Source organism: Acinetobacter sp. FB (genome assembly GCF_056033405.1).
The window spans coordinates 2,486,076-2,503,102 of sequence record NZ_CM148502.1; the positions used below are offsets into that span (position 1 = coordinate 2,486,076).

11 protein-coding genes are annotated in these 17,027 nt (G+C 39.8%); 5 read left to right on the forward strand and 6 right to left on the reverse strand.

Annotated elements, in window-relative coordinates; genetic code table 11:
- Positions 1-16: 16 nt before the first annotated feature.
- The 4 genes from AC0JIQ_RS11820 to AC0JIQ_RS11835 all read right to left on the reverse strand — a co-directional run bounded on the left by AC0JIQ_RS11820 (position 17) and on the right by AC0JIQ_RS11835 (position 7,616).
- Positions 17-1,279, reverse strand: a complete 1,263-nt coding sequence (locus AC0JIQ_RS11820) for a lipase family protein (protein ID WP_474201771.1) — start codon at positions 1,277-1,279, stop codon at positions 17-19.
- A gap of 37 nt (positions 1,280-1,316) precedes the next feature.
- On the reverse strand, positions 1,317-3,809 hold the full coding sequence (locus AC0JIQ_RS11825) for a TonB-dependent receptor plug domain-containing protein (RefSeq protein ID WP_474201772.1): 2,493 nt from the start codon (positions 3,807-3,809) through the stop codon (positions 1,317-1,319).
- A 166-nt stretch (positions 3,810-3,975) separates the two neighbouring features.
- Positions 3,976-5,808: an ABC transporter ATP-binding protein gene (locus AC0JIQ_RS11830; RefSeq protein WP_474201773.1), complete on the reverse strand. Its 1,833-nt coding sequence runs from the start codon at positions 5,806-5,808 to the stop codon at positions 3,976-3,978.
- Complete coding sequence (locus AC0JIQ_RS11835) at positions 5,805-7,616, reverse strand: ABC transporter ATP-binding protein (RefSeq protein ID WP_474201774.1); 1,812 nt, start codon at positions 7,614-7,616, stop codon at positions 5,805-5,807. Before AC0JIQ_RS11835 ends, AC0JIQ_RS11830 begins: the two co-directional genes overlap by 4 nt.
- 286 nt (positions 7,617-7,902) lie before the next feature.
- On the opposite strand from AC0JIQ_RS11835, the gene AC0JIQ_RS11840 reads away from it, so the two are divergent.
- The 5 genes from AC0JIQ_RS11840 to AC0JIQ_RS11860 all read left to right on the forward strand — a co-directional run bounded on the left by AC0JIQ_RS11840 (position 7,903) and on the right by AC0JIQ_RS11860 (position 13,842).
- Positions 7,903-8,949, forward strand: a complete 1,047-nt coding sequence (locus tag AC0JIQ_RS11840; protein WP_474201775.1) for an ABC transporter substrate-binding protein — start codon at positions 7,903-7,905, stop codon at positions 8,947-8,949.
- A 357-nt stretch (positions 8,950-9,306) separates the two neighbouring features.
- Complete coding sequence (locus AC0JIQ_RS11845) at positions 9,307-9,780, forward strand: rhodanese-like domain-containing protein (RefSeq protein WP_474201776.1); 474 nt, start codon at positions 9,307-9,309, stop codon at positions 9,778-9,780.
- A gap of 43 nt (positions 9,781-9,823) precedes the next feature.
- Complete coding sequence (epsC, locus tag AC0JIQ_RS11850) at positions 9,824-10,762, forward strand: serine O-acetyltransferase EpsC (protein ID WP_004660888.1); 939 nt, start codon at positions 9,824-9,826, stop codon at positions 10,760-10,762.
- A 211-nt stretch (positions 10,763-10,973) separates the two neighbouring features.
- A complete protein-coding gene (locus tag AC0JIQ_RS11855; protein ID WP_474201777.1) occupies positions 10,974-11,906 on the forward strand; it encodes a family 2A encapsulin nanocompartment shell protein in 933 nt (310 codons plus the stop codon).
- Positions 11,881-13,842, forward strand: a complete 1,962-nt coding sequence (locus tag AC0JIQ_RS11860; RefSeq protein WP_474201778.1) for a family 2A encapsulin nanocompartment cargo protein cysteine desulfurase — start codon at positions 11,881-11,883, stop codon at positions 13,840-13,842. Before AC0JIQ_RS11855 ends, AC0JIQ_RS11860 begins: the two co-directional genes overlap by 26 nt.
- A 61-nt stretch (positions 13,843-13,903) precedes the next feature.
- On the opposite strand, the gene AC0JIQ_RS11865 is transcribed toward AC0JIQ_RS11860, so the two are convergent.
- Both AC0JIQ_RS11865 and AC0JIQ_RS11870 read right to left on the reverse strand, forming a co-directional pair.
- Entirely contained in the window at positions 13,904-15,181 is a 1,278-nt protein-coding gene (locus tag AC0JIQ_RS11865; protein ID WP_474201779.1) for an acyl-CoA dehydrogenase family protein, read from the reverse strand.
- 26 nt (positions 15,182-15,207) lie between these two features.
- On the reverse strand, positions 15,208-17,025 hold the full coding sequence (locus AC0JIQ_RS11870) for a dipeptide ABC transporter ATP-binding protein (RefSeq protein ID WP_474201780.1): 1,818 nt from the start codon (positions 17,023-17,025) through the stop codon (positions 15,208-15,210).
- Between the last annotated feature and the right edge of the window lie 2 nt (positions 17,026-17,027).

The following is a 17,027-nucleotide window of genomic DNA, read 5'->3' on the forward strand; positions in this document are numbered from 1 at the left end:
ATCTTTATGTCATCTTTTATTGTAAGTCAGGCTTACAAATAGCCTGAATTTTCTCTCCTGCAATCACCTTTTTAGCAAATGGAATCGAATCTTGTAATGACGCATTAACGGTCTCGCTATGCCCTAAGCCATGATACAAATGGCCTTCGACTACGGTACCCGCTTTACACGCATCGGCCACCAGCTTCATTTGAGATCGAGCATCAGGTGTTCGGTCGTTTGCCCCTGTTCCGATAAATAGTGGGTGACTGATTTTTAATGTCTGATAATAACCATAATCATTCGATTGTTTCTCTTGCAGCTTTTTATAGTTTGCAGGTGGATTAGGTTTATACGCTTGCGCTGGCGAAAGACCCGCAGTTTGAATATCCCCCATAAAGCTTGTTAAGCAGGCATTTCTTGCTTGTTCAACTAAAGGTACTGCTTCAGGTGTGAAAATATCTTCTGTTTTTATCTCTGGATATAAACTTTGCGTCACTAAAAAACTATAGATGCCATAAGCAAGCGACGGACTGACTTCATAAGGATTTAACTTTAGCTGATTCTTTTCAGGCGTCGCTTCAGGATCTTGATAAATCACGCCTGTACCAATTGAACCTTTAATATTTAAGTCAGGTGCATACGTAGCCGAATAGGAAGAAGCCGAAACAGCCCCAGCGCCTCCTTGTGATTGGCCAACAATCACAAACTTATTGGCAAGTGGTAACTTGGTTTTTAAAGCAGCTCTACCACTATCTAAAATACTATAAGCCAGCATTGGGTTATTAATTAACAAGTGTGGTCCTGCAACACCTAACCCTTCGTAATCTGTGGCAACGACAGCAAAACCTTCTTTAAGCCAACGATTTAGATATTGTACATCTCGGTATGATCGTCCACTCCAAGACGGCGCACAAGCATCGGCCAAACCGACCGTACCATGTGCCCATAACACCACTGGCCAACCCTCTTTAGGCGGCGTTCCTTTTGGTAAGTGAATACTTCCTGAAACCACAATAGGTGTTTTGCTATCTTTGCCACTGGTCGAACTGTAGAGAATCCGAATAGCCTGACTGTCATTTGCTAAACGAATATAAGGATTATGAATCGCTTCTGTTTTTAATAATTTTCCTGCCTGTTCAGGAATAGCCGATTTCCATGTATAAAACTCGGAAACTCGGCCATCTCCATATTTATCTTCTGGCGCTGGAGCTTTTTGAGCAGTCGCAAAACAACTTGAAGTTAACATCGTTGTGATTAAAGAAAACTTGCATAAAGTTGATAAAAAAGTATGTTGCATTGTTATTTACCTTAAAAACTGTCTCATCATTTTTGATTTAAAATTCGTAACTTACGCGGCCATATAAATACGTTCCAAATGCTCCTTCAGGCGCATTAAAACTATATTTGACAATGTTGCCGACCGAAGAATCTTTTGCTTGATCAGGATGGCTATTAAATAAGTTGATCGCCCCTAAATTGAATTTCAGACCTTTCACAAAAGCATCCGCTTTGTAGCCAATATCCAAATCTGCAATCCATTGAGGGTCAAAAGTTTGGTCTAGTGCAGTATTGGTATTATTTAAAGTGGTCCATTTATCGTAGCGACGGACAGCCGTATTCACGCTCCATGCTTGATTTGACCAAAGTGCGCCAAGCGTTAGCTTTGTTTTCGGTGCAGCAGACTCAATGAGGCTTTGTGTATTTCGTCCTGCAATACTTGAAACAGGAATTCGTTCACCTTTTGCGGTAATAGAATCTCTAGTTTCGGTAATTTCATTTTTGTTATATGCCAGACCGAGATTCAGATTTAACTTGCCATATTGTTCAAGGTTTAAATCATGTTTAAGTGCGAGCTCTAAGCCTTGAGTACGTGTATCTAGTAAATTATTAAAGAATGCCACATTGGCAATATTTGAATACGGTGTATTGGCAAAAGCATTGGTAATTACACTTCCAGTAATATTGTCTGAAAGTAAAATACGATTTTTAATATCGATTTGATAAAGGTCTAAAGTTGCCGATGTATTAACAAAAGGTTTCCAAACAAAACCTAAAGAATAATTCGTTGATTTCTCAGGTTTAAGAGAAGTTCCGCCAATGAGTAATGCCGCCTCACTTCCTGCAACTAAAGTTCTTTGTTGAACATCTTGCCAACCTGAAGGGGTCTGCACTGTTTGTACGCTATAAGCCGAATAGCCCTGCTGTGCCAATGACGGCGCTCTATAGCCTGTATTTACTGAACCACGTACCGTAAATTTAGGTGATACATCATATTTAGCAAATATTTTTCCGTTTGTGGTCGAGCCAAAGTCTGAATATTTTTCACTTCGAACAGCGGCACCCACATTCAAGTCTTTAATAATATCTGCTTCTAAATCTAGATAGATACCATAAACATCGCGGCTGATTTTTCGTTCATCTTGATCTGTAATTCCGGCATATATTCCCGGAACACCAACCCCCAAAGTTGTGCTTGGATTAAAATATGGGCCGCGGGTATAGGCAATTGGATCACCTGCATTTTGCTTATATTGCTCCCAACGATATAAAACCCCTGTAGACAACGTGAGTGGGCTTGCTAACCAGTCAATTGCAATATCACGGCTATAATCTAGCCCTGTATTTAATTGCGAAAAAATATTTTCACCCAAGTCATAGTTTGAAGGAGAATTTGGCCCGTAGCTTGGGTTAATGCCATTGCCTTGTTCTGTGCTGACTTTATTTTGTCCATAGGTCGCATAAAGATCATATTTACCTGACTTCTGCTCTCCTTTTTTAACTCCAACTGTCGTTGCAAAATCATCTACAGTGACCAAGCTCAATGGCGAGCGTCCATCTGGATAGCGTTCTTTAAAATAGCTGGATTGATTCAGTACTGTTTTGGTTGTTGGTGGTTCATAAAAGTTTTCACCTATCGTTTTACGATGTCCATAGCTACTAAAACCATAAAGTGCAAGGTCATCAGTCAACGGTAAATCTAGATTGGCAGTCACATTGACTTGATCTTTTTGTTCGGGTGAACCAAATTTCCATGTTCGATACGGTGTATTTTGTTCTGTATATTGAGCTTTGGTTGAACCATCATAAAAAGTTCGCGTATCAGGTGCCGTGTTACTTGCAGCTTCACGTTTGCCTAAATCTAAGGCAACCGTCAATGCACCATCGTTAGGCAGTGTAAAACCTTTCCAAAGATTAACTTTATGTTGTTCACCATCTCCTTGAGTATAGCCACCCGTTTGATAACTTACGCCGCCTCCATGATCACGTGATTTCAAGATAATATTAACGACACCAGCGATTGCATCCGACCCATATTGTGCCGCAGCACCATCCCGCAAAATTTCTATGCGTTCAATTGCACTCACTGGAATTAAACTTAGGTCAGTTACTGCTGCTCCTCTTCCACCAGCATATGCTTGGCGGGTGAAATAAGCCGATGTATGTCGACGTTTTCCATTAATTAAAATTAGAGTTTGATCCGCAGATAATCCTCTGAGCGCAATACTTGGTGGAACTGATGCACCAAACCCTCCTGCTGGAGAAGTCGGTAAACTCACAGAAGGAGACAACCGTGTTAACGCCGCAGCAAGATCAGTTGCACCAGTCTCTTGTAACTCTTTAGCAGTTAAAATATCAACAGGCGCAGGCGCATCGAGAGAACTATGAATTGCCCGTCTAGAGCCTGTAACAACCACAGATTGTAATGTGATGGCATCCTCTTTCCCTGACAAATTCTTTTGATCATTTGCCAAAGCAATTGAGGCAGTGAGTGTACTCAGTGCAAAAAGTGAGGAGTGAAGAATGAATTGAGAAAAATATGTACGCATATAAGCTTCCTTAACGATCTAGACCGATATAGCAAAGCCAATGCCAAATATTTTATTTATTATAATCAAGGTATTGAGTGAAAAAACAAAAAGAACCATTGTTTAAATTTAAACAATGATTCAAAAAAATGTTTATAAAGCTACAATTTTAAAAGATCTGATCAATTTAAAGCATTTGATTCTGTAAATAAGATTGATATAAATGAAAATACGCTGTTTCTGTTTGCATCAATTGTTGATGCGAACCCTGTTCAACGACAGTACCATTCTCAATCACAACGATTTTATCTGCTTCTTGAATAGTACTCAGCCGATGAGCAATCACAATACAAGTTCTATTTTGACATAAGCGCCTTAGTGCATATTGGATTTTCTGTTCAGTATAGATATCAATCGCTGAAGTCGCTTCGTCCAAAATTAGAACTTTGGGATCAACAAGATACGCACGTACTAAACACACCAATTGTCTTTGACCATGACTAAGATTTTTTCCAAGTGTTCCCACTTCAGTAAAATATCCTTGTGGAAGTTGTTGCAAAATCTCATCTGCTCCTAAATCCTCAATTGCGTGGCAAAGTTCTTGGTCTGAGATATTCGGCCGAACTAAACGTAAGTTGTCTAAAATTGTTCCGCTAAATAAAACATTATCTTGCAAAACAATACTGACGTGTTTTCTTAAACTGTTGAGATGAATGTCCTGTAATGGATAGCGATCTAAAAAGATGCTTCCTTGTTGCGGTTCATAAAACCGTGTTAATAACTGAACAATCGTACTTTTTCCATGTCCTGTTGGCCCGACTATCGCTACAACAGCCCCTGCTTCAATATCCAAATCAAAGTTCTGCAAAACAGGTTTATGTGTATATGCAAAATCGACTGCTTGAAATCGAATATGTCCATTAAGCTGCTCAAGTTTCACTGCATTTGATTGCTCTTGAATAGCAGATTGGGTATCTAAAAGTAAGAAAATACGTTCCGCACAAGCTGCACCATTGGCATAACGTTCAAATAAATTAGTAAGCTCTTGCAAAGGCGCTAAAAATAAAAAAACATAAAAAATACTTTCAGCAAACTGTCCAATACTGATTATGCCGTCACTATAAGCATAACTACCAATCACAATAAAACCCGCAGTTGCAATAGTCGAAAGCAATCCTGTAAACGGTGCAAACCAACTGGTTCGTTTACTGCCATAAATAATAGAATCATTAAAGTCTTTTAGTAAATCTTGATAACGAGATTGATTGGTTGCTGTGTAATTTAACTGCTGAATGATTTTCGCACCATTGACTGTTTCAACTAAATGAGCAGTAAATCGGCTACGTTCCTCTGCAACCTTACCCCAATGCTTTTGTGATGATTTCTTAAAAATGGCTGTCATCCCAAATAAAATGGGTAAAGTCGCAAATAGACACCAGAAAAAAGGTGGATAGATATGCCAGAGTAATACTGAAGCGAGTCCACATCTCAAAATTGCTGAAAGCAACTCAGGTGGTCCTTGTATCAACACAGGTTCTAAGGTTTCAACATCACGATCTGCTCTTGAGATAATCCTTCCAGCTTTAGTTCGGTCAAAATAGCCGATATTCAAACTTTGAATATGCTGAAATAAACGACGTCGCAAATCATTAATGACACGTAAAGCCGCGCGTCCTGAAAGATATTTTGATACGCCTGCCAAAGCAAAGCGACAAATCCAACTCACAGCTAAAATACAAAGTGCTGTCAATATAATGGATTGGTGTAATACCATGTTCCCAGCAACTTTCTGAAAACCATGATCTAAAATGTATTTTACAGCCCACGGTCTAACAAAAATGCTCAGCACTTGTAAAATTTCGACCGCAATTAAGGCCAAAATCAAATAACGGATTGGATAAATTAACGGAATCAGTCTACTCAACATTCCCCGATGAATTGAGGTCTTTGCTAAATTTTCTTCGATTTGTAGATCAGCTGATTTTGCGAAAGGATGGAAATTTTTAACACTGGTATTCATGCATTAATCTCCTGTTGTTGTAACTTAAATCCCATTAACTCTCGATAAAATGCACAACTTTCTACCAACTCAAGATGTGTACCTTGAGCAACAATTTGCCCCTGATCAAGTACAATAATTCGATCAGACAATGCGATGGTGGTTTGTTTATTAGAATTAATAATAATAGTTTTCTTAATCTGATTTTCATGCTCAGAGAGATCGGATAATCGCTGTAATACTTGTTTTTCTGTCGTTGAATCCAATGCACTGGTTGAATCATCTAAGGCTAATATTGGCGAATTTTTTAAAATAGAACGTGCTAACGCAATTCGCTGTTTTTGCCCGCCTGACAAAGTTACACCTTTATCTCCAATAACAGTTTCCAATCCATCATCTAGTCGCTGTAATAATTCAGATGCTGATGCCAAATATAAAGCTTCCTGCATCTGTTGTTCTGTTGCATCTCTTTTGGCAATTCGTAGATTATCTGCCAATGTTCCCGAGAAAAAGAAATTCTCTTGAGGAATGATTTGTACAAAGTTACGCAACTCACATAAGCTTAAATCTCGGACATTCTGCCAACCTTGTTGCTCAGACCCAATCATCACTTGTCCTTCAGTTGGATCAATGAAACGATTCAGTAAATTCATCAAGGTACTTTTGCCAGCACCCGTTTTTCCAACGATCGTTACGATTTCACCTGCCCGAAACTCAATTTGGCATTGTTTTAAAATGTACTTCTGCGTTGTTTTATCTTGAAAACTGACATTATCCAATCGAATATTGAGGCCATTATCATATTGCAACGTTAACGGATTTGTTCGATCTCGAATTGCTGATTCCTGATCCAGCATTTGCCAAATTCTGCTTGCTGAAGAACGTGCATCCGCAAAAATATGTAAGACTTGCCCAATACTTTCGATACGAAAAACCAGTAAATTTGCCATTAGTACTGCTGCGACAAATTGCCCCACTTGTAATTGATTTTGACCAATTAAATAAGCCCCAAAACCAATCACCCACAAATATGAACATGCGATAATGATTTGTGGAATAGGTAAACGTTTTGCACTGGTACTAATCGTCTGAATAGAATGATGAATAAAATCATCAACCACATTGTTAAAATGACCTAACAGTTTATCTTCTAATTGAAATGCTTTAATAACGCGAACGCCATTCACACTTTCAGCTAAAGTATCACTGACTTTTTCATAAGCATGTGCAACTTGATGATCTAATCCAATCAATTGATTGGTCAGTCTAAAAAGTATCCAAAGACCCAAGAAAATAAAACATAACGGTATTATGCCAAGCCACGGATCATACCAACACAATAATCCAATCGTTACCGCCACAACGAGACTAGACTCAAAGACTTGTCGCCAAAAATTAATGAGTGCTTCTTTTAATTTATCTGAATCTCGTGTCGTTCTGGATAGCACCTCCCCTAAACCATGTTTCCAATGCCAAGACACATCTAAATGCTGCACTTGGCTAAAAATTCTCTCTCTTAGAATACTGAGTAGTTGCTGCCCAATAGTCAAAGCACTCAGACCAGCCAAATACTGAATTACAGCCCGTAGCAGCGCAATACTTACCAACAAGATAAACCAAAACCAAGGGTTTAAAGGATTTGTTAATGTGTATTGAAATAAGGTATTCGGTTGGCTGTGTTTAAGCGTATCAATAGCATGCCCGATTGAATACTGTTGAAGTGCTAAACCAATATTTGCAATAACAAATAAAGTTGCTGTCAGTACAAAACGAAATGGCATAAAGCGATATAACGCTAAACTTCGCAATAAAGGATAATTTTTAAACATAAAACATAACAAAAACTTAAGATTTCGAGTTATTGCGAGATTTATGCCAACCTTTTTCATTAAAAAAATATTTTAATCTATTGTTTTATATTATTTTTTATAAACATCTAATTATACAAGTGTTGAATTTAAAGCAACACCGCTAATGATCTGCTGTTATCGCAACAAAATTTGATATATCAACATCATAAAAATAGATATTAAAAATAATCAATAAATATCAATAATTTTTAACCAATGGCATCAATATTGCTTTAAAGCATTAAAATCACAAAAGGATGTTCTAATGACAACACTTCATACTCAGCCATTAAATACACTTTGGTATACACGCTGCCCTGTGCCTACAGGTTTAGGTATTGCAATTCAAAAGGGTTGGCTAAAAGAAAAATTTCATGAACAACAAATTGAAATTAAATCCATTCGAGAATCTAACTCCAAAGATGTTCGAAACTCTCATTTCAACCATACACTTGCCAATTCAGTTCGGCATGGCGGCAGTATTCCTGCAATCTGGGCATATGCTTCTGGTCAAAAAACCAAAGTGATTGGCTTATCTTGGGCGGATGAAGTTCAATTGCTACTCACACGTTATGATTCCAACATTAAAACTGTTACGGATTTAAAAGGTAAACGTTTTGGCTTACCTCTTAATCAAGATGCCATTATTGATTTTTCACGCGCTCAGGCAATTCGTGGTTTAGAAAACTCATTAAAAACGGTCAACTTAAGCGTAAGCGATTTAGAATTAATTGATTGCTTACGAGCAGATATTATAGCGGCACAACAACAGCAACCAGAAGAAAATGATTCTAGTTTCTACGGAGATCGCAACAAACTTAATGCAAGTGCTGAGATTGTCGCTTTGATTAAAGGTGATGTTGATGCGATTTTCTTAAAAGGTGCTCATGCAGCACAAATTGCACATGATTTCGCTTTACACACAATTATTGATATTGGCTCACATCCTGATCCTATTCTACGTTCAAATAACGGTACGCCTCGTACACTGACTGTGGATGAAGATTTCCTCTCACACTATCCTCAACAAGCGCAATCAATTGTAGATGCAGTATTGGAAGCTGAACAATGGGCACATATTCATGCAGATGAAACTCATCGTTATTTAGCAAAAGAATGTAATAGTAGTGAACAATGGGTATATGCGGCTTATGGCGCTGATGCACATCTTAAATTGAAAACCAATTTTGATGAGACCTCTGTCCTTGCATTACAAGATTTGAGTGACTTTTTATATCGCTGGAAGTTTATTCCTCAGCAAATCGATGTCAAACAATGGTTAGCGCCTGAAAGTTATCAATCTTTGCTTTAATCTTTAGTTTACTCTTTGCTGATAATCAAACAGAACTTAGGCATCAAAAGTTCTGTTTGATGAAAGACTTTCAGCGATATTACAAATTAAATGTTTTCTCCAAATACGACATTCACTTCACTGGAAAATAAATTCGTTTTCCAATTTGATAGACAATTTCCAGCATAGTCTCATTTTATAAGTCTCTCTTCATTTAAAATTCTATTGCAGCATTTTTTATATTCCTTTAAATGCTTATTTTTCTGCTATTTATCAAAACTAGATATATAAATAGATATTCCTTATTTTCCTGTAAAAACAAACAAGCGTAGCATCACTCTTATGAATTCCAAATAGTATGAAATAGGAATAAAGAATATGAATGCCCAAGTTAACGTAGGCTCTGCCTCATTTGAAAACATCTTATCTGAAGCTCAACAATATGCTACGGAACATGAATTAGATTTTACGGGTAGTTTAAAACCGACTGACGCTTGGCTTTTAGTTGAACAAGGTCACGCAATTTTGGTCGATGTACGTACCAACGAAGAACGAAAATTTGTAGGTTATGTTCCTGAGAGTATTCATATTGCATGGGCGACAGGCACAGCTTTTAATCGTAACCCTCGTTTTTTAAAAGAATTAGATAGTAAAGTTGGTAAAGACAAAATTATCTTATTACTCTGTCGTAGTGGTAAGCGCTCAGCTTTAGCAGCAGCGGCTGCATTTAGTGCAGGTTTTGCTCAAGTTTATAATGTACTTGAGGGCTTTGAAGGCGATTTGAATACGCATAAGCAACGTAATTCAACAAATGGCTGGAGACTTCATCAACTGCCTTGGTTGCAAGATTGATGTTCTTATTTACCCCTCCGTATTTCAAGATGAAGGAATATTTGTGACACATTGGAATCTCAAACCTGTCATCCAAGGTTTACAACAAGCTCGGCATGAATGGCGAGAACAACAGCACCGCCTAAAAGAAATAGGTGGTCGTGAATTGCCATCTAAAAATGCTTTAAAAACGATTTTAGATGACCTATGCGGTATCTTATTTCCAATGCGCTTAGGGCCAGCAGAACTGCGTCAAGAAGCAGAAGATTATTACATTGCCTATACTTTGGATCGAGCACTCAGTGATTTATACCAGCAAGTACAGCTTACGTTGAATTATCAAAATAAACGCCAAGCCAAACTTATAGACTTAAACTCAGATGCAGATACAGCAAACGAAAAAATATTCGATCCTGCCCGTGAAATTGTTCAAGCACTTGCAAATGCACTTCCCAATATTCGTCGTGCATTAGATGCAGATGTTTGTGCAGCCTATGATGGTGATCCTGCTGCTCACAGCGTGGATGAAATTTTACTCTGCTATCCGGGCATTTTTGCGATTATGTATCATAGAATTGCGCATCAGTTATATGCTCATGTCCCTTTACTATCTAGAATCATTTCTGAACTTGCTCATTCAGCTACAGGCATTGATATCCATCCTGGCGCACAAATTGGTCCCGGCTTTTTTATTGATCACGGCACAGGCGTCGTCATTGGTGAAACCTGTATCATCGGTGAACGTGTCCGCATTTACCAAGCTGTGACCTTAGGAGCAAAACGTTTTGAAATCACGGAAAATGGTGGCTTGAAAAAAGATTATGCGCGCCACCCAATTGTAGAAGATGAGGTCGTTATTTATGCAGGTGCAACGATTCTTGGTCGCATTACGATTGGAAAAAATTCAGTGGTAGGGGGCAATGTTTGGCTCACTCACTCTATCCCTGCAAACAGTCAAGTCTTCCAACAAAACAATGAACTCGCTTTAAAACTATCCTCTTAAGATCACTTTTCATTCATCTCCCTACTAGGCTGACCTAGTAGGTTTTTTGCTGTAGCAACCAATTATTTAATTTATAAATAATTTAAATATATAAAAATGATATATAACAATCCTTCATGATCAATTCACTTCTTAATATTTTTAAAATCATTCACTTACTTTTAGTCTGTTGAAATACCAACAACCGCCAACTTGAAGGAAAAATTCACAAATGGCACATACAACAGACAAAGTCCAATTGGCTCTCGGAGACCATGCTGCAAGGCAATTGGCAAATGCCACCAAAACAGTTCCACAACTTTCGACTATTACCCCTCGTTGGCTCACTCATTTGTTGCAATGGTTGCCTGTCGAAGCAGGTATTTATCGTGTTAACCGTGTAAACAATACAGATGATATTCAAGTTGCCTGTACACAACGTGATGAAGCCACGCTCCCACAGACTTTTGTGGATTATGATCCGCAAGCACGTGAATATTTCTTGAATGGTGTTTCGACCGTTTTGGATATTCATACTCGTGTTGCTGATCTCTACAGCAGTCCACATGATCAGATTAAAGAACAATTACGCTTAACCATTGAAACCATTAAAGAACGCCAAGAAAGCGAGCTAATCAATAACCCTGAATATGGTTTATTGGCGAGCGTGGCAGATGAACAGCGTATCTCTACCTTAAATGGTCCACCGACACCCGATGACTTTGATGATTTACTCCGTAAAGTTTGGAAAGAACCGGGCTTCTTTTTGGCGCATCCAGATGCAATTGCTGCATTCGGCCGTGAGTGTACTCGTCGTGGTGTTCCACCACCAACCGTCAGTTTATTCGGTTCGCAGTTCATCACATGGCGTGGTGTCCCATTGATTCCATCAAATAAGATTCCAGTGGAAGATGGTAAAACCAAAATCCTGCTACTGCGTGTAGGTGAGAAACGCCAAGGTGTTGTGGGCTTGTTCCAACCCGGCTTGGCTGGCGAGCAGTCCCCAGGGCTTTCCGTACGCTTTATGGGCATCAATCGCAATGCCATTGCTTCTTATCTGATCTCACTGTACTGCTCATTAGCGGTATTGACTGATGATGCGTTGGCTGTGCTCGAAGATGTGGAGGTGGACAAGTATCATGACTACCCAGCTAACTACAAGTAAGCTATCTTCTACAGGTACTGGGCAAGGTGGTCCAACGGGTTCTGAAGTGGTCGGTGTTAGCCCACCGTCCAACTTCCCAGATGAAGCAACACTTTCACGACTTGCCTCTGAATTTTTTGCTGCCCTGCCAAATTCTGGTAGTGGTCATTCCTCTGGTTTGAATTTGGACTTGCCTAATGTGGGTACGCCACCTCATCAACCCCAGCCTGCTGAACCTTTAGCAGCGTTAAGTGGACGTGCGCCCAATATTGCCTATGAAAAAAGTTTGAATCCTGAATATCCTGAGCATATTCCAAACTATCCTGATTATCCTGAACGTCGTGCGATCGCCTCGGCGCCGGTCGTGGGGGGTGCCAATTTACCACGTCCACCGATTGAACCTAATTTTCCACAGGCAATTCATAGTGCACCGAATGTGCCTTTGGTTGAACCTTCTCGTCCATCTGCAAGCGAGGCATCACGCTTTTATTTTTTAAATGATTTTGCAGCACCCAGTACATCCAGTTCTGAATTTGATGCTGCCAATTTTGCCGCGGCGCGATCTTTTCAATTACCCCATGGTGATGCACTGAAAAGCTTGTTGAAGCAAGATTCTCAAGCTTCAACTCAAGCAAAAAATAACGCCTCTTCAGGCTTTTATTTCTTGGATCTGCCGCAACACAATGCGGGTTACGGCAATTATCAACCTTCACAGCCACAGTTTGTTGCCAATGCCGCTCAGCCCTTGGATATTCAAGCGATCCGTCGTGACTTCCCCATTCTGCAAGAACGCGTCAATGGTCGCCCTTTGGTCTGGTTTGACAATGCTGCAACGACACAGAAACCACAAAGCGTGATTGATCGTATTGCCTATTTTTATCAGCACGAAAATTCCAATATTCATCGTGCTGCACATGAACTGGCAGCACGAGCAACCGATGCCTATGAACACGCTCGTAATGTGGTGGCACATTTTATTGGGGCAAAATCATCAAAAGAAATTATTTTTGTTCGTGGCACCACCGAAGGCATTAACCTGATTGCCAAGACATGGGGTGAACAGAATATTGGTGAGGGCGATGAGATTATTGTTTCGCATCTTGAACATCACGCCAATATCGTACCGTGGTTCCAGTTGACCAAAAAAATCGGTGCCAAACTGCGTGTCATTCCTGTGGATGATACGGGGCAAATCATTTTGGAAGAACTGCCAAAACTGATTAATGAGCGCACCAAACTGATTTCGATTACCCAAGTGTCCAATGCCCTTGGTACGGTCACCCCTGTGGCAGAAGTGATCAAGATTGCCCATGCCAAAGGTGTCCGTGTCTTGGTCGATGGTGCTCAATCTGTTTCGCATATGCCAACTGATGTCCAAGCGATTGATGCTGACTTCTTTGTGTTCTCAGGGCATAAAGTCTTTGGACCGACAGGCATTGGTGCAGTTTATGCCAAACCTGAAATTCTGGAGACCATGCCCGTTTGGGAAGGCGGCGGCAATATGATTCAGGATGTGACCTTTGAACAAGTCATTTACCAACCGGCCCCAAATAAGTTTGAAGCAGGAACAGGTAATATTGCTGATGCGGTGGGTTTAGGTGCTGCTTTGGAATATGTTGAGCGCCTTGGTATTCATAATATTGCACGTTATGAACATGACTTACTTGAGTATGGTCAGCATGCTTTAAGCAGCGTCACAGGTTTGAGACCGATTGGTACAGCCAGAAATAAAGCCAGTGTAATGTCATTTACTCTTGAAGGTTATTCGACCGAGCAAGTCGGCAAAGCACTCAATCAACATGGCATTGCAGTTCGTTCAGGACATCACTGCGCACAACCGATCCTACGTCGTTTTGGTGTAGAACAGACTGTACGTCCATCTTTAGCTTTTTATAATACCACTGAAGAAATTGATTTGTTGGTATCAGTCTTACATCAACTTTCAAGAAATAAGTGAAGTAGTTAAATCTACTCCAATAAAAAAGACTGCCTCAGTGCAGTCTTTTTTATTCCTAATATCATGAATGTGATGAGTTAAACTTAGTCACATTTTCCGCCTGCTTCTTTAGAAGTACGGAGTTGTATTCTCCTGGTGGAATATTATTTAAATAATAATTTCCAACATGATATAGCCTCCAGCGAATTGGATCATGCGTGGTGTGAGTTCGTGCATTTCGCCAGAAGCGGTCTAGGTTCCATTTCGATAAAGTTGAACTTGCCCCAAGTAATCCAAAAATTTCACTCGAAATTTTTAAAGATGCATGATCAGACTGACTACGGGTAGCAGCAACCGATAAAATCAGTTCAGTTTGTAAATCTTCATCCTCTACATTTGCCAAATGCTGTTCAAAAATCTGTGCTGAACGATCCAATAACGCCTCAGCTGAACGAACTAAAACAGCGAATTCACCAATCTGTTTGATGATATGAGGTTCATGCGTAGGCGAATCGATACCACTTTCTACCCAAGGTCGAGCATGATGTTGTAAATAATCAATCCCGCCTTGTAGAGCTCCTTTGGCAATTCCTGTGTCCATTGCAGCGTGTAAAATCTGAGGCCAAGTGAGCCCCGTACGTAAAACAGTGCCTAAACCACCCGTATTTCGCTTAGCAACATAACGTTCATCAACAATCACATCTTTAAAATTAACAGTGCCACTGACACTATTATTTTGTCCCATCGCATCCCAGTCATCGAGCAACTCCACTCCCTGCGTATCACGATGAATTAAAATCGACACAGGTCCATCATCACTACCAGCAAATAAGGAAATCCACTCTGCGAGTAAAGAGCCCGTAGAATAGAATTTACTGCCATTTAAAATTAATTGTCCTTCTGAATTTCGCTCTACACGCGTCTTATGCTGAAATTTATCTTTACCACCCACTTCTGCAAGTGCATTACCCAAACGCTTTCCGCCTAAGATATCCCCCAGTAACTGATCACGAATTTCATCATCATAGCCCGTTAAAACGCCTCGGAACATGGTGAAGTGAATCTGTAATAACTGCCCCACACCACCATCTGCGGATGAAATAATTTTCACCACATTGACCAAGGTTGAAATACTGGCGCCTAAGCCCCCAAATTGCTTGGGTACAATAATCGCAGTTAAACCAGCTTCTGAAATTAAGCGAGCTTGTTCATAAGGTACGGTTTTGTTATAACTAGGGTCTCGAGCAAATTGATTCAGTTGATCCGCCACCTCTTTTGCAATATCAAGTGCTTCTTGCTCACTTTGAATATGCCTGATACTACCTAATTCTAAAAAATTACGTTGGTTAATGTCGTTCATTGTTAACTCCGGAAAATCTGTTCTTTTTATGCGCAAACTTCAAATCCCTTGTTTTTAAACAAGCTTGGCGCATGGGTAAGCAAAGTTTTGGTATATGCATGTTGAGGGTGACTCAGCACTTGATCTGTTTCGCCATATTCAACAATATGTCCATTTTTTAATACGGCGACTCGATCTGCGATTGCACGAACAACCCCTAGGTTATGGGTCACAAATAGTAAGGTCACACCTTGCTGCTGAAGGTCTTGTAACAGTTTTAAAATAGATGCCTGAACTGAAACATCCAAAGCAGAGGTAATCTCATCACAAATCAAAACATCAGGTTGGCACAGCAAAGCTCGCGCGATAGCCACACGTTGTCGCTCTCCACCAGATAAATCTCTAGGATAGAGTTCTTGAACTTGTATAGGCAGAGAGACTTGTTTAAGTACCTGTGTGACTTTTTCTATGGCTTCTTGTCGAGATGCTCCAAAGAAATGTTGCACGACCTTAATTAATGTCTGACCAATCGTATGTGCTGGATTCAAGGCTTTATAAGGGTTTTGAAAGATATATTGCAGTTTATGTCGCTGCCGTAAATGACGCTGTTGCCCACACAATGACAAGACCTCATCTGCTAAGGTAATTTGTCCATCTGCATTTTCATTCAGGCCTGCAATGACACGTGATAAAGTCGTCTTACCTGAACCCGATTCACCAACTAATGCTAAACATTCACCTTTTTTGAGTTGAAATGAGATATCAAAAAGAGCCTGTTGCTGCCCATACCATGCATTAATTTGCTCAACTTTTAGCAGTGCTTCTCGATCAGTTTCTCTTTCAATAACCTGAGGATTAATCTCTTTAAAATTAATCACACCAACATGATACGAATGGTGACAAGCAACAAAATGCGGGTCAAATTCATCTTTTAATTGAGTTAATTCAGGTTGTTTTTGACGACATATATCTGTGGCGAAAACACAACGTGCCGCAAAAGCACATCCCACTGGACGCTCATTGGGCGAAGGAGCATGTCCTTCAATTGGAGATAAATATTTACGAATGGCCACATCGGGAATGGCGTTCAGTAAACCTTGCGTATAAGGGTGCTTAGGAGTTTCAAATAGTTGGGTTAATACTGCATCTTCAGCAATTCGACCCGAATATAGAACAATCACCCGATCTGCAATATCTTTTACCACCGTTAAGTCATGCGATACATAGATAGCAGCGACGTTATATTCCCGACATAGTTTACGAATGATATTCAACACCAATGTCTGTGTCGTCACATCTAAGGCAGTGGTTGGCTCATCCAAAACGATCAAACGTGGCTGTAGCAAGAATGCCAAGGCCAATAAAATTCGTTGTTGTTGCCCACCCGAAAGTTGATGAGGATAACGCTTTAGAAATAGCTCATCATGCGGTAATCCCACTCCATTTAAAATTTTGGCAACCTTTTGGTATTTTTCAGAGCTCGATAACTGTGCCTGATGGACATCCAATAATTCAAATAAATGTTGTCCAATACTTAATGCTGGATTGAGTGCTGTTCCAGGATCTTGGGCGACATGACTCATTTTATAACCACAAACCTGACGCAAAGCATGATCATCTAAACTGAGAATATCTTCATCATCTAGTTCAATTGTGCCTTTAATAATCTTGGCTCCATATCGTGCATAGCCCAATAAGGCACTGGATAATGTCGTTTTACCTGAACCACTTTCTCCTACTAATCCTAGAACTTCACCTTCTCGTAGGCTAAATGAAATATCAGAAACGATGTGATTGCCCGTGTTAACTAATGCTACGGTTAGGTCTTTTACAGTCAATACTGTATTTTTAAATAGATCTGCCATGC